The organism is Streptomyces sp. NPDC048461 (genome assembly GCF_055587105.1).
Genome location: NZ_JBVJGW010000011.1, coordinates 28,642 through 41,881, shown reverse-complemented (window position 1 = coordinate 41,881; position 13,240 = coordinate 28,642). Strand labels below are relative to the sequence as shown.

The following is a 13,240-nucleotide window of genomic DNA, read 5'->3' as shown; positions in this document are numbered from 1 at the left end:
CGGGGCGGAGCGGTCTCAGGCGGCCGGCACCTTGTCCGGCTCCGGCGCCCGCTGCCCGTCGGCGCCTTCGCGCTCCCCCACCGGGACCGCCTTGCGGGGCAGCATGAACATCACCGCGAAGATCACGACCAGGACGGCCACCACCCACCACAGCGCACCGCGGAACGCCTCGACGTAGGGCGGGCCGAAGACCAGGTCGTCGTCGATCAGGCCGAAGAAGACCACGGAGGTCAGGCCGAGGCCCAGTGCGTTGCCCATCTGGCCCGTGGTGTTGATCAGCCCGGAGGCCGAGCCGGCGTGCTCGCGCGGCACCTCGGACAGCACGGTGTCGGTCAGCGGGGCCACGATCAGGCCCATGCCGACGCCCATGACGACGAGCGGGGCGGCCATCTGCCAGGAGGCGATCTCCATGCCGTAGTGCTGCGACTCCCAGATGTAGAGGAGCAGACCCGCGGCCATGGTCAGCGCACCGGCCTGGAGCACCTTGCGGCCGAAGCGCGGGACGAGCTTCTGCACCGAGATGCCCGCGGCGGCCGAGACGGCGATGGAGAAGGGGATGCCGGTGGTGCCGGCGCGCAGGGCGCTCCAGCCGAGGCCCATCTGCATGTACAGCGTCCAGACCAGGAAGAAGATGCCGGTCGCGATGCCGAAGGTCAGCTGGACGGCGATGCCGCCCGCGAAGCTCTTGACCTTGAAGAGGGAGAGCTCGACCAGCGGCGAGCCGTCCTTCTTGATCTTGTACTTCTCGTAGGCGATGAAGCCCGCGAAGACGAACGGCGCCAGGCCCATGCAGACGAAGCCCCAGACCGGCCAGTCGTTCTCGCGGCCCTGGGTGAGCGGGAAGATCAGCATGACCAGCGCGAGGGTGGCGAGGACGACGCCGACGAGGTCCAGGCGCAGGGCCTGGGGGGCCTTGGACTCGGTGATGAACTTGCGGCCGAGGATCACGCCGGCGATGCCGACGGGCAGGTTGATCAGGAAGATGGGGCGCCATTCGAGGCCGAAGAGGTTCCACTGGGTGAGCAGCGCGCCGAGCATCGGGCCCGAGACGGCTCCGAGGCCCACGATCGCGCCGAACAGGCCGAAGACCTTGCCGCGCTCGTGGGGCGGGAAGGTGACGTGGATGATCGCCAGGACCTGCGGGACCATCAGGGCCGCCATCGCGCCCTGGAGCAGGCGCGAGGAGACCAGCATGGCGGGGTTGGCGGCGATGCCGCAGAGCAGCGAGGCGGCGGTGAAGCCGGCGATGCCGACGAGGAAGAGGCGCCGGCGGCCGTAGATGTCACCGAGACGGCCGCCGGTGATCAGGCCCGCGGCGAAGGCGAGCGCGTATCCGGCGGTGATCCACTGGATCGCGCTCGTGGAGGCGCCGAGGTCCTGGCGCATGCTGGGGATGGCGATGTTGACGATCGTGACGTCGACCAGGTCCATGAAGGCCGCGGTCATCACGATGGCGAGCGCCAGCCAGCGGCGGCGGTCGGCGGCGGACGAGCCGCCCTCCGGCGCGGGGGCGTCGAGGGGGGCGGCGCCCGGGTCCGGGCCCGGGTCCTGTGCTGGTACCGCGGCCGTGGTCCGCTCTTCTCGTACGGGCCCGTTCTTTCTTTCGGGCGATGTCTTGGACGTCTCGGTGCTCATGGAGAGAAACCTAGACGGCATGTAGGTCAGGCAGTGTCCTATTTCGCTGGCAGCCTTGGTCCCATGACCGACACCCCGGCACGGCTCCTGTCCCTGCTGTCCCTGCTCCAGACTCCGCGCGAATGGCCCGGCAGCGAACTGGCGGACCGCCTCGGGGTGAGCGCCCGGACGATCCGCCGCGACATCGAGCGGCTGCGGGACCTCGGGTACCCGGTGGAGGCCACGCTCGGGTCGGAGGGCGGCTACCGGCTGGTGGCGGGGGCGGCGATGCCGCCGCTGCTGCTGGACGACGAGGAGGCGGTGGCGATCGCGGTGGGGCTGCGGGCGGGGGCCGGCCACGCGATCGAGGGGGTCGAGGAGGCCTCCGTACGGGCCTTGGCGAAGCTGGAGCAGGTGCTGCCCTCGCGGCTGCGGCGGCGGGTGGGCGCGCTGCAGTCGGCGACGATCGCGCTGACCCGGGGGGACGGGGCCAGCGTGGACCCGCGGACGCTGACGACGATGGCGTCGGCGGTGGCGGGGCCGGAGCGGCTGCGGTTCGCCTACCGGGCGGGCGACGGGGTGCGGACGCGGCGGGTGGTGGAGCCGTACCGGCTGGTGAGCACGGAGAGCCGGTGGTACCTGATCGCCTACGACCTGGAGCGGGAGGACTGGCGGACCTTCCGGGTGGACCGGGTGGCGGAGCCGTTCGCCACGGGGGCCCGGTTCACACCGCGGGAGCTGCCGATGGACGCGCAGGAGTTCGTACGGCGGGGGCTGCGGGGCGGGGTGACGTACGCGGTGGAGGTGACGTTCGCGGCGGGGCCGCAGGCGCTGCCGGACTGGCTCCGGGAGGCGGCGGTCCCCGGCACGGGGGGCTCGGCCGGGGATGCGGGGAGCGGGGATGCGGGGGCGCCGGGGGCGGGTACGCGGGTCCGGTTCGAGAGCGGGGACGCGCCGGAGTGGCTGGCGGCCCGGCTGGCCCTGACGGGGGTGCCGTTCACGGTGCACGCCCCGGCGGCGCTGGCGGCGGGCGCGCTGGCCCTGGGCGCGCGGCTGGCGGGGGCGGCGTAGACAGGGGGGAGCCCCGGCACCTGGGGGGGGTTAGGTGCCGGGGCTCGTCTCGGGGGGGGGCGGCGGCGCGGTCAGGCCACGGCGTCGAAGCCGGTGTCGCGTGCCATCCGCTTCAGCTCCAGGAGCGCGTGCTTCTCGATCTGGCGGATCCGCTCGCGGGTCAGGCCGTGCTGCTTGCCCACTTCGGTCAGCGTACGCTCCCGGCCGTCCTCGATGCCGTAACGCATCTTGATGATCGACGCGGTGCGCTGGTCGAGCTTGCCGAGGAGGTCCTCCAGCTCCTCGCTGCGCAGCAGCGAGAGCACGGACTGCTCGGGCGAGATCGCCGAGGTGTCCTCCAGGAGGTCGCCGAACTGCGTGTCGCCGTCGTCGTCGACCGCCATGTTCAGGCTGACCGGGTCGCGCGCCCAGTCCAGGACGTCGCCGACCCGCTTCTCCGTGGTGTCGAGCTCGGCGGCGATCTCCGCGTGCTCCGGGTCACGGCCGTTCTCGCGGTTGAACTCGCGCTGGACGCGGCGGATCCGGCCGAGCTCCTCGACCAGGTGGACGGGGAGGCGGATGGTGCGGGACTGGTCGGCGATGGAGCGGGTGATGGCCTGCCGGATCCACCACGTGGCGTACGTGGAGAACTTGAAGCCCTTGGCGTAGTCGAACTTCTCGACGGCGCGGACCAGGCCGGCGTTGCCCTCCTGGATGAGGTCGAGGAGGGGGAGGCCGCTGCGCGGGTAGCGTCGGGCGACGGCCACCACGAGGCGCAGGTTGGAGCGGATGAAGACTTCCTTGGCGCGCTCGCCTTCGGCGGCCAGCGCCTCCAGCTCTTCGCGCGAGGGCGAGCGGCCCCCGCGTTCTATGACGCCGTCGAGGATCTGCTGGGCGTAGACGCCCGCCTCGATGATCTGGGAGAGCTCCACTTCCTTGGCTGCGTCGAGCAGCGGGGTGCGCGCGATCTCGTCCAGGTACATGCCGACCAGGTCGCGGTCTGCGATCTCCCCGCCCACAGCGCGGGCGCTGCTCGTGGACTGACGACGGGCGACGGCGCGGGTTGCCATGCGTGCTCCCTTGCGATGAGTGTCGGTCGCGGTGCGGCTGCCGGACGTGCCGTCGCTGGCGGCGGTGCGTCCCCGGACACTCTCCCGAGTGCCCGCTTCCGAAGGAAACAACGACTGGAATCGGGACAGAATTCCCACGTTGCGCCCTCTTTTCCGAGATCTTGCAGTATCCTGCCCCGCCACGAGACGGGATCGGATGCCGCAAAAATCCGAAGAGGTGCAGGTCAGGCCCGGAACGACGGCCGATCTGGAAGGACGCGCGACTCCGGACGGTCAGAACGCCCGTGAGACCGCCGTCACACGCGATACGGCCGTGATCACTCCGGAACAGCGCCGCCCGTGGCTGCACTCCCGCCCTGAAGGACGACCCGGGCCGGGTTCTGGTTGCCTGGACAGGCGATCGAATGACCGTTTACGTAACAAGCGGGGCCTTTCGCCCCAAACCCGGCTCCCGGCCGGGAGCAGGCCGTGTACGGCGACGAGGTGCGGACGGCCTACGGCGCCGCGGCCACCGTCCCCGCCGGGCCGGCCGAGGGGTTCACCATCGGGCCCGAGATCACGGGCGGCCCGCGCTCCGGCGGCTGAGCGTGCCTAGCCGAACTGCAGGGAGCGCTTCGAGAGGCCCATCCAGAAGCCGTCCACCGGGTCGCGGCGGCGGGAGAGGTCGCCGGCGGCCTCCGCGGCGCCGAGGGTGACGAACAGCGGGGCGAAGTGTTCCGTACGGGGATGGGCCAGGCGGCCCGACGGGGACTTGGTCTCGAAGTCGAGCAGGGCGTCCAGGTCTCCGGCGGCCAGCGCCTCCCGGCCCCACGCGTCGAACTCCGCCGACCAGGCGGGGACGCCGGGGCCGGGGTGCCGCAGCGCGGCCAGGTTGTGCGTGAAGAAGCCGCTGCCGACGATGAGGACGCCCTCGTCGCGCAGGGGGGCCAGCTTGCGGCCGATCTCCATCAGGCGGCGCGGGTCCAGCGTCGGCATGGAGACCTGGAGCACCGGTATGTCGGCTTCGGGGAACATCTCCACGAGCGGTACGTACGCCCCGTGGTCGAGGCCGCGGTCGGGGATGTCCTGGACCGGGGTGCCGGGGCCGCGCAGCAGTTTGCGTACGGAGGCGGCGAGCTCCGGGGCGCCGGGGGCCTCGTAACGGACCTGGTAGTAGTGCTCGGGGAAGCCCCAGAAGTCGTAGACGAGCGGAACCCGCTCGGTGGCGCCGAGGGCCAGCGGGGCCTCCTCCCAGTGGGCGGAGACCATCAGGATCGCCCTGGGACGGGGCAGCGACGCGGACCAGGCGGCCAGCTCGCCCGGCCAGAGCGGGTCGTCCGCCAGGGGCGGGGCGCCGTGGCTCAGGTAGAGGGCCGGCATGCGCGGATCGGTCGTGGTCACAGGGGTCTCCTCCGTCGTACGGGGCCGCCGGAAACAGACTAACCCCGCTTGGTTCAAATTTGAACCAAGCGGGGTTCTCAGTCATTCCCGGGCCGGTGGGCCCGTCAGTGGGCGATCACCGGGACCTTGAACTCGGCGTCCTCTGCGGAGCCGGAACCGGAGGCCACCGGGCCGCCCGCGCCGGGCCGGCCGGTGGTGATCAGGGTGACGGCGATGGCCGAGCTGGCGACCAGGATGCCGACCGCCCACCAGATGGCGGAGGAGTAGCCCTCGACCATGGCCTGGGCCTGGATCAGCTGCGCGGCCGGACCGCCCGCCGCGGCCTCGGCCGCGTGGTCGGCCAGGTAGGCCGTGGTCGCCGAGGCGGCGATGGTGTTCAGCAGCGCGGTGCCGATGGCGCCGCCGACCTGCTGCGAGGTGTTGACCATGGCCGAGGCGACGCCGGCGTCGGCCGGGTCCACCCCGTGCGTGGCCAGGGACATGGCCGGCATGAACGCCGTGCCCATGCCGAGGCCGAGCAGCAGCTGCGCGGGCAGGATGAGCGCCGGGTACGAGGAGCCGACCTCCAGCTGGGTCAGCAGCAGCATGCCGGTGGCGGCGACCAGGAAGCCGGGGCCCATCAGCAGGCGCGGCGGGACCCGGGTCATCAGGCGGGCGCCGATCTGGGTGGAGCCCGTGATCATGCCCGCGATCATCGGCAGGAAGGCGAAGCCGGTCTTGACGGGCGAGAAGCCCTTCACGACCTGGAGGTAGTAGGTGAGGAAGAGGAACAGGCCGAACATCGAGATGACGGCCAGGCCGAGGGAGAGGTAGACACCGCCGCGGTTGCGCTCCAGCAGGACGCGCAGCGGCAGCAGCGGGGACCGGACCTTGGACTCGGTGAACACGAAGGACGCCAGCAGCACGGCCGAGCCGATGAACAGGCCGATGGTCAGCGGGTCCGACCAGCCCTGGGACTCGGCGCGGGTGAAGCCGTACACCAGGGCGACGAGGCCGAGCGTGGACAGGACCACGCCGGGGATGTCGAGAGGCGCGCGGTTGCGGGAGCCGGCGGGCTCGCGGATGACGAGCCAGGCGCCCACGGCGGCGACGATCGCGAACGGGATGTTCACGAAGAAGGTCCAGCGCCAGTTGAGGTACTCGGTGAGGACGCCGCCGAGGATCAGGCCGACGGCGCCGCCGCCGCCCGCGATGGCACCGTAGATGCCGAAGGCCTTGGCGCGCTCCTTGGCGTCGGTGAACATGACCGCCAGCAGGGAGAGCGCGGCCGGGGCGAGCAGTGCGCCGAAGGCACCCTGGAGGGCGCGGGCGCCGAGCATCATGGCCTCGCCGTTGGCGGCGCCGCCGAGCGCGGAGGCCAGGGCGAAGCCGATGAGGCCGACGACGAAGGCGTTCTTGCGGCCCCACTTGTCGGCGATGCGTCCGCCGAAGAGGAGGAGCCCGCCGAAGGCCAGCGCGTACGCGGTGATGACCCACTGGCGGTTGCCGTCCGAGATGCCGAGATCGGTCTGGGCGGAGGGCAGGGCGATGTTCACGATGGTGGCGTCGAGGACGACCATCAGCTGGGCCAGGGCTATGAAGACGAGTGCCTTCCAGCGGCTGGGATCGGCAGCCGGCGCGGGCGCCGCGGCTGTTTTTGACATGGGGGTACCCACTTCACTGTGCGGAATGACTGAAAAAGGCTAGTTCGGGAGCATGGGGGGCGTCACGCGGTTTTCCGTCTCAGGTCCTCCAGCGTGGCCGCCGAACCCGGCAGGACGGAGCGGGCCGGAGCGCGCAATCCGTCGAGGAACAGCTGGATGTGACGGTGGACGAAGCGGTCGACGTCGTGGCAGGCGGTACCGGGGAGGGGGCGGCTGAGCTGGGAGAGACCCATCGTCAGATCGCCGACGCCGATGTCCGTGCGGAGCAGTCCGGCGGCCTGGCCGGTGGTCAGCATGGTCTCGACGGCCGCCTCCAAGGCGTCGCGCGCGGCGCGGAGTTCGGGGTGGTCGTGGTCGAAGTCACCGGCGAGCATCGGGCACAGGGCGCCGATCCGCTCGTCGGCGGCGGCGTGCGTGAAGCGGCAGAGCGCGGCGAAGGCGTCGGGCTCTTCGGCCAGGGCCGCCTCGGCCCGGGCGGTGACGCGGTCCATGACGAACAGGACGACGTGGTGGACCAGGTCGGCCCGGTCGGGGAAGTGCCGGTAGAGGGTGGCGTTGCCGATGCCGGCCCGGCGGGCCACCTCGTCGAAGGGGGCGCCGGGGCCGAACTCGACGAAGACCTCGCGGGCCGCGGTCAGGATGCGCTCGCGGTTGCGGACGGCGTCGGCGCGCGGGCGCGGAACCCCGTCCGCGCGGGGCGTGCGCGGCGCGGCGGGCGCGGGGGCGGGGGCGGCGGACGCGGGAGCTGCGGGCGCGGGCGTGCCCGCGCATCCGGGGGTCCGGGTTGCGGGGCCGACCCCGGGGCCGGCCCCGATCGCGCACCCGGGCGCGGCCCCCGGGGCCACGGCCGCCGGGAGCGCCAGGGTCACCGTCGCCGCCGGGACCGGCCGCGCCGCCGGCGCGTCCCGGGTCACCGGCGCCGGCGCGGGGCGCGGCGCCTCGGTGGTGGCGGTGGTGCGCTTCATTCCGGGGCCTCCCTGGCACGGTCACTCGTACGCCCACCAAACGGGGAGCGCGTCCCCACTTCGCGGGACTCATATGCAAACGGGGATCAGGTCCCCGCTTATTTCACTCCCCCGCGTGACCTGGGTCACAGGCCGTTCCACGTTCGGCCTCTCCCGACGCGCGGGCGCGCCGCAGCCGTCGGAGGGTGGGCGGACAGAGCGCAGTCCGGACCCGGCCGGCTGCCGCGGACCCGAAGGCGAGCTCCATGCCGCAGACCCGCCACCGGATACGCAGACCACGCCGCACCAGCGCGTTCATCGGCCTCACGGCGCTGGCCCTCGGCGTCACGGCGACCGCGAGCGCGGGGATATCCAGCCGGAACCACTCGGCTGCCGGGCCCGTGGCCACCAGCGTCGAGTCGGCGCTCGCGCCGTGCCGGATCGCGGGCACGATGGGCGTCCAGATGTCCGAGGGCCTGCCGACCCCGCCCGGGTACTCCCGCTCCACCGGCGAGGTCCGCGCGCTGAACCTGATGATCGACTTTCCCGACGCCAAGGGCGAGGGCACGGCGCTGGACCGGCTGGCGGAGTTCTTCCCGCAGACCTCGAACTGGTTCCGCACCAGCTCGTACGGACGGCTCAGCTACCTGGCCGAGGCCCCGATAAAGACCTGGCTGCGGATGCCCATGCCGTTCGCCGCGTACGGGATCGAGCGGGGATCGCCGTACGAGCCGGGCTACCGGCAGCTCGTCGAGCACATCGCGAAGGCCGCCGACTCCGAGGTGGACTTCAGCCGGTACGACCTGGTCAACATCCTGGTCACGCCGAACGCCGGGCCGTCCGCCCTGGACACCGTCCTGTCGGTGACCTTCTCGGGCAACGGCGAGGCGCCGGCCGCCGACGGAGCGCCGCTCGCCAACACGTCCTTCGTCTACAGCCGCCAGGACGACGGCTCCGGCACCTACCGGGAGACCGGCTACCGGGTCCTCCCGCACGAGAACGGGCACGTCTTCGGCCTGCCCGACCTGTACACCTCCGACGGCGGCGGCACCGTCGGCCACTGGGACATCATGAGCGAGGACTGGGGGGCCAACAACGACCTGCTGGGCTGGCACAAGTGGAAGCTGGGCTGGCTGGACAGCACGCAGATCAGCTGCGCGGCGAAGTCGGGCGTCAGCGACCACACCCTGTCCCCGCTGGCGGTGGAGGGCGGCACGAAGCTGGCGTTCGTCCCGCTGTCCGAGAGCGCCGGGTACGCGGTGGAGGTGCGCACCCGGGCCGGGAACGACGAGGCCGTGTGCAAGCCGGGCGTCCTGATCTACAAGGTCGACTCCGACGTGGACACCGGCCGCGGCCCGGTGACGGTGTCGGACAGCACCGCCGCGAGCGGCGGCTGCACCCGGCGGCCCAACGTGCACGCGGAGCTGTCGGACGCCCCGTTCCGGCCGGGCGAGACGTTCACGGACGACAAGGCGGGCATCAGCGTCTCGGTGGTGGGCGAGCTGCGCAACGGGAGCTACCAGGTCCGGATCATCCGCCCCTGAGGCCGCGGGCGGGCCGGGTGGGGTGGGACCGGGTCGGAATCGGGTACGGGGACTGCCACTCGGCCCGTCGGGTACCGACCTCCGGCCCCCCGTCCGGCGGGGTGCGGGCGGCGAGGGTGGGAGGCGCACACGTACCGCGACGTAGGGAGACTCCCGTGAAGGCCTTCGCGCTGCGCCGGACCGGTGGCGCACCGGCGGTCGTCGACCTGCCCGTCCCGGAACCCGGGCCGGGCGAGGTCCTCGTACGGACCACCGCGGCGCTCGTCTGCGCCTGGGAGGGGCACACCGGGCCCGGCGCCCTGGGCCACGAGGCCGTCGGAGTGGTCGAGGCGGTCGGGCCGGGCGTACCGGCGCGGTACACCGGGCGGCGCGTCGGCATCGAGGGGCACGGGCGGCTCGCCGAGTTCTTCCGCGCCCCGGCGCCCGGGGCGGGGTTGGTCCCGCTGCCGGGGTCGGTCTCCGACCACCAGGCCCTGTACGCGACCGGGGCGCTGGCCACGGGTTTCGCCGCGGCCGAGGCGGCCGGGGCTCCCCCGGGCGGGACGGTCGCCGTCTTCGGCCAGGGGGCGGTCGGGCTCGGTGCGACGGTCACCGCGGCGCGGCTGCGCGGGGCGCGGATCATCGCGGTGGAACCGGAGGCGAAGCGGCAGCGGCTGGCGCTGCGGTTCGGGGCGGACGTGGTGGTGGACCCGGCGTACGAGGACGCGGCCGAGCGGCTGCTGGAGCTGACCGGCGGGGCCGGGGCGGACTGCGCGATCGTCGCCACCGCGGCCCCGGGCGCGACGGCGGCGGCCCGCCGGGGCAGCGCCGAGGGGGCCGGGATCACGTACGCCCGCTGCCGGCCACGGCTGCGGCCGGGGCGCGCGGCGGGCCTCCGGGGCAGCGGGGACGCCGGCCACCGGTCGGCCCGGATGCTGGACCTGGTCGGAGCGGGGCTGGTGGACCCGACGGCGATGACGACGCACGCGTTCCCCTTCACCCGCGTCGAGGAGGCCTACCGGCGGCTCGCCGCCCGCGAACCGGGCATGATCAAACCGGCGATCCTCTTCCCCGAACCCCGCTGAGCCCTGGCGCCACACGTGCGCTTCGGGCCCCATCCGCCCCGCATGCGGCGGGAGTTCACGGCGGAACCGTCGCACGGGATCGGACATGACGCGCGTCACATGCAACGCGCGGGGTCGGGCGGACACTACTCGGTGTGGACCAGGACCTGTTCGCGGAAATCTACGAGGCGCACGCCCGGGCGGTGTACGCGCACGCCGTCCGCATGACGTCCGACCGCGCCGGCGCGGAGGACATCGTCTCCCTCACCTTCCTGGAGGCGTGGCGGCTCCGTGAGACCTTCGACGGAGTGACGAGCCACCGGGCGTGGCTGCTGGGGGTCGCCACCAACGTCGTGCGCAACACCCGCAGGGCCGCCCGGCGGCACAGGACGGCGATGAACCGCCTGCCCGGACCCGAGGCCGTTCCGGACCCGGCGGATGCGGTGGTCTCCCGCATCGCCGACACCGCCAGGGCGGCGGCCGCCTTGGCGGCTCTGGACCGGCTGCGGCGGGCCGACCGCGAGGTCATCGTCCTGTCGGTGTGGGGCGGCCTCAGTCACGCCGAGGTGGCCGAGGCCTGCGGTACGGGAGAAGCGACCGTCCGCTCCCGGCTGTCACGGGCGCGCAGCCGCCTGCGCAGGCTGACCACGGCCGTCCTCTCCGAGGAGTCGGGCACCGAGCCGGGCACGGGGTCCCCTGGGGGGCCGGCCGCGCGGGGAGCCGTACAGAACGCCGCGGGGCGCGTGTCCGCGTCGCGCACCGGACGGGAGGGGAACCTGTGAACACCGCCGATGACGCACGGTCCGCACCGGCCGGAGAGGACGGACTCGTGCGGCGCCTGCCCGGGCTCTCCGACGCGGAACTGTCCTTCGCCGGTCATCACCGGATCAAGGAGCACCTGATGCGCGAGACGGCGCGGGACGAGCGGGCGGCCACCCGCCGGTCCGGGCGCCCTCGGGCGCTCCCCCTCGTGGCAGCGGGGGCGGCGTGCGCCGTGGCGGTCGTCCTCGCCCTCGTCCTCGTCCTCGGGGGGAACGGTCCCGGGGAACGGCCCGGAGCCGTCCGGCCCGAGCCCGCGGCGGTGCGGCTGCTGGACCGCGTCGCCCTGGCGGCGGCGGCCGCGCCCGTTCCGGCGGTGCGCGACGGGCAGTTCATGTACACGAGGACGGTCGGGCACTCCACGTCCCTGACTGAGGTCGAGGGCGGGGGGATGGAGGCGGCCGCCACCGACGAGTCGGCCGAGCGCTGGCTGTCCGTCGACGGTTCGGCCGGCTCGCTGGTGCGGTCCGCGGCCGGAACCGACTGGCACCTGCCGGACGGCCCGCCGAGCCTCAACGGGCCCACCTACCGGTTCCTCGAAGGGCTGCCGACGGACACCGACGAGCTGCTCAAGGTGATCTACGCGGACGCGCGGCTGAACCACGGCTCCGGCTCGGGCTCGACCACTGGCCCCGACCAGCAGGCCTTCGTCGCGATCGGCGACCTGCTCCGGAACGTCGAGGCACCGCCCGGTCTGAGCGCCGCGCTCTACCGCGCGGCGGCCCGGATTCCCGGCGTCGTCCTGGTTCCCGAGGCGAAGGACGCCGCCGGGCGGACCGGGGTGGCGGTCGCCCGCGTGCACCGGGGCGAGCGCACCGAGTGGATCTTCGACAAGCAGAGCCTGCGGCTCCTGGGTGCGCGCACCGTCGTCCTGGAGGACGGCTCCTGGGGCAAGGCGGGAACGGTCGTGACCTCCGTGGCGGTCGTCGCCAGGGGCGTCACCGACCGCCCCGGACAGCCGCCGCGGTCCTGACGGCGCGTCCGGTGCACGGACGGGCGGACGGACGGGCGGGTGGGGGCGGGGCGGGCGCGGTGGTCGGGGGGGGTCAGGGGTGGCCGAGGCGGAAGCCGACGCCGCGGACCGTGATGATCCAGCTGCTCGAACCGAGCTTGCCGCGCAGGCTGCTGACGTGCGTGTCGATGGTGCGGCCCGGGTTGGACCAGGAGTCGTCCCACACCTGCGCCATCAGCTGCCTGCGGGAGATCACGGCCCCCGGCTCCGAGGCGAGCAGGTGGAGCAGGTCGAACTCCTTGCGGGTCACCTCGACGGGACGGCCGTCCAGCCGGACCTCGCGGGTGCCCGCGTCGATGAGCAGCGGGCCGCGGCTGATGACGCGGGCGACGGACCGCTGCGGCCGCACCCGCCGCATGACCGCGTCCATCCGTGCCAGGAGCTCGCGGAACCCGTACGGCTTCACCAGGTAGTCGTCCGCACCGGCCTGCAGGCCCAGTACGCAGTCGAGTTCGGTGCCGCGGGCGGTGACGGCGATGACCGGGGTGTCGCTCACGGCGCGGATGGCGCGGCAGACCTCCAGGCCGTCGAGGTCCGGCAGGTCCAGGTCCAGCAGGATCAGGTCGGCGCCCTGGTGGACCTGCATGGCCTTGGCTCCGGTGGCCACGCTCTCGGCCACGTATCCGTGCCGGCGCAGCCCCTGGACCAGGGAGTCGGCGGCGCGCGGCTCGTTCTCGACGACGAGGACGTGCAGTGCCTGCCCGGTGCTGGTGGCTCCCGCGGCGTCCGCGCCCGGCGGCCGGTGCTGTTCCGGGATGAGCGGGGAGCGCTCGGGGGCGGGTCGTCGGGTGCGAGGTTCGAGTAGATCCGTGGTCTGCCGGTACATCTGATCCTCCTGAGGCACTGTCACGTTGCCGGGTACGGGTGAGATGCCACCTCGGACGGGCTGACGATCGAACGTTCCATCGGGCTTCCTGACCTTCCTTCCCCACGCACCTGAACCCCTGCTCCCGCAGGGGAGCAGCCGCCAACGGAAGGACCATACCAAACAGACTTGTCTGATTGTCACGCCTGCAGGCACCAGCTGTGTCACCTTCAACCTCTTCGGGGATCCTGTGCAGCTGGCCGCAACCTGCCGTTAACAAAAGGAAGTTGCGTGGTCAGGAGGGTGAGACGAGTCG

Annotated in this window: 11 protein-coding genes; 5 read left to right on the top strand and 6 right to left on the bottom strand. The window is 73.2% G+C overall.

Features of this window, described 5'->3' with window-relative positions:
* Positions 1-15 precede the first annotated feature (15 nt).
* A complete protein-coding gene (locus tag ACZ6S8_RS20150) occupies positions 16-1,635 on the bottom strand; it encodes an MFS transporter (RefSeq protein WP_469457532.1) in 1,620 nt (539 codons plus the stop codon).
* 63 nt (positions 1,636-1,698) lie between these two features.
* On the opposite strand from ACZ6S8_RS20150, the gene ACZ6S8_RS20145 reads away from it, so the two are divergent.
* Positions 1,699-2,685: a helix-turn-helix transcriptional regulator gene (locus ACZ6S8_RS20145; RefSeq protein ID WP_469457530.1), complete on the top strand. Its 987-nt coding sequence runs from the start codon at positions 1,699-1,701 to the stop codon at positions 2,683-2,685.
* 71 nt (positions 2,686-2,756) lie between these two features.
* On the opposite strand, the gene ACZ6S8_RS20140 is transcribed toward ACZ6S8_RS20145, so the two are convergent.
* From ACZ6S8_RS20140 to ACZ6S8_RS20125, 4 genes are all read right to left on the bottom strand, one after another.
* On the bottom strand, positions 2,757-3,734 hold the full coding sequence (locus ACZ6S8_RS20140; RefSeq protein ID WP_469457528.1) for a sigma-70 family RNA polymerase sigma factor: 978 nt from the start codon (positions 3,732-3,734) through the stop codon (positions 2,757-2,759).
* A gap of 591 nt (positions 3,735-4,325) precedes the next feature.
* Positions 4,326-5,093 (bottom strand): dioxygenase family protein, encoded by a 768-nt coding sequence (locus ACZ6S8_RS20135; RefSeq protein WP_469457880.1) that lies wholly within the window; start codon positions 5,091-5,093, stop codon positions 4,326-4,328.
* A gap of 125 nt (positions 5,094-5,218) precedes the next feature.
* Positions 5,219-6,757, bottom strand: coding sequence for an MFS transporter (locus ACZ6S8_RS20130; protein ID WP_469457526.1), 1,539 nt, complete (start codon positions 6,755-6,757; stop codon positions 5,219-5,221).
* 62 nt (positions 6,758-6,819) lie between these two features.
* Positions 6,820-7,572 carry a TetR/AcrR family transcriptional regulator gene (locus ACZ6S8_RS20125; protein WP_469457879.1) on the bottom strand — a complete coding sequence of 251 codons (753 nt, stop codon included), beginning with the start codon at positions 7,570-7,572 and terminating at the stop codon, positions 6,820-6,822.
* Positions 7,573-7,967: 395 nt separating this feature from the next.
* On the opposite strand from ACZ6S8_RS20125, the gene ACZ6S8_RS20120 reads away from it, so the two are divergent.
* From ACZ6S8_RS20120 to ACZ6S8_RS20105, 4 genes are all read left to right on the top strand, one after another.
* Entirely contained in the window at positions 7,968-9,245 is a 1,278-nt protein-coding gene (locus ACZ6S8_RS20120; protein ID WP_469457524.1) for a M6 family metalloprotease domain-containing protein, read from the top strand.
* Between the two features lie 155 nt (positions 9,246-9,400).
* Positions 9,401-10,309 (top strand): zinc-binding dehydrogenase, encoded by a 909-nt coding sequence (locus ACZ6S8_RS20115; protein ID WP_469457522.1) that lies wholly within the window; start codon positions 9,401-9,403, stop codon positions 10,307-10,309.
* Positions 10,310-10,443: 134 nt separating this feature from the next.
* Positions 10,444-11,070, top strand: a complete 627-nt coding sequence (locus tag ACZ6S8_RS20110) for an RNA polymerase sigma factor (protein WP_469457520.1) — start codon at positions 10,444-10,446, stop codon at positions 11,068-11,070.
* Positions 11,067-12,080 carry a CU044_5270 family protein gene (locus ACZ6S8_RS20105; RefSeq protein WP_469457518.1) on the top strand — a complete coding sequence of 338 codons (1,014 nt, stop codon included), beginning with the start codon at positions 11,067-11,069 and terminating at the stop codon, positions 12,078-12,080. Before ACZ6S8_RS20110 ends, ACZ6S8_RS20105 begins: the two co-directional genes overlap by 4 nt.
* Before the next feature lie 73 nt (positions 12,081-12,153).
* On the opposite strand, the gene ACZ6S8_RS20100 is transcribed toward ACZ6S8_RS20105, so the two are convergent.
* The gene (locus ACZ6S8_RS20100) at positions 12,154-12,945 is read right to left on the bottom strand and encodes a response regulator transcription factor (RefSeq protein ID WP_469457516.1); all 792 of its coding nucleotides are present in this window, start codon (positions 12,943-12,945) and stop codon (positions 12,154-12,156) included.
* Between the last annotated feature and the right edge of the window lie 295 nt (positions 12,946-13,240).

Excerpts from the sequence above, each read along its gene's own strand:
- ACZ6S8_RS20150 (WP_469457532.1), bottom strand. The coding sequence starts at position 1,635 with ATGAGCACCGAGACGTCCAAGACATCGCCCGAAAGAAAGAACGGGCCC.
- ACZ6S8_RS20145 (WP_469457530.1), top strand. The coding sequence starts at position 1,699 with ATGACCGACACCCCGGCACGGCTCCTGTCCCTGCTGTCCCTGCTCCAG.
- ACZ6S8_RS20140 (WP_469457528.1), bottom strand. The coding sequence starts at position 3,734 with ATGGCAACCCGCGCCGTCGCCCGTCGTCAGTCCACGAGCAGCGCCCGC.
- ACZ6S8_RS20135 (WP_469457880.1), bottom strand. The coding sequence starts at position 5,093 with ATGCCGGCCCTCTACCTGAGCCACGGCGCCCCGCCCCTGGCGGACGAC.
- ACZ6S8_RS20130 (WP_469457526.1), bottom strand. The coding sequence starts at position 6,757 with ATGTCAAAAACAGCCGCGGCGCCCGCGCCGGCTGCCGATCCCAGCCGC.
- ACZ6S8_RS20120 (WP_469457524.1), top strand. The coding sequence starts at position 7,968 with ATGCCGCAGACCCGCCACCGGATACGCAGACCACGCCGCACCAGCGCG.
- ACZ6S8_RS20100 (WP_469457516.1), bottom strand. The coding sequence starts at position 12,945 with ATGTACCGGCAGACCACGGATCTACTCGAACCTCGCACCCGACGACCC.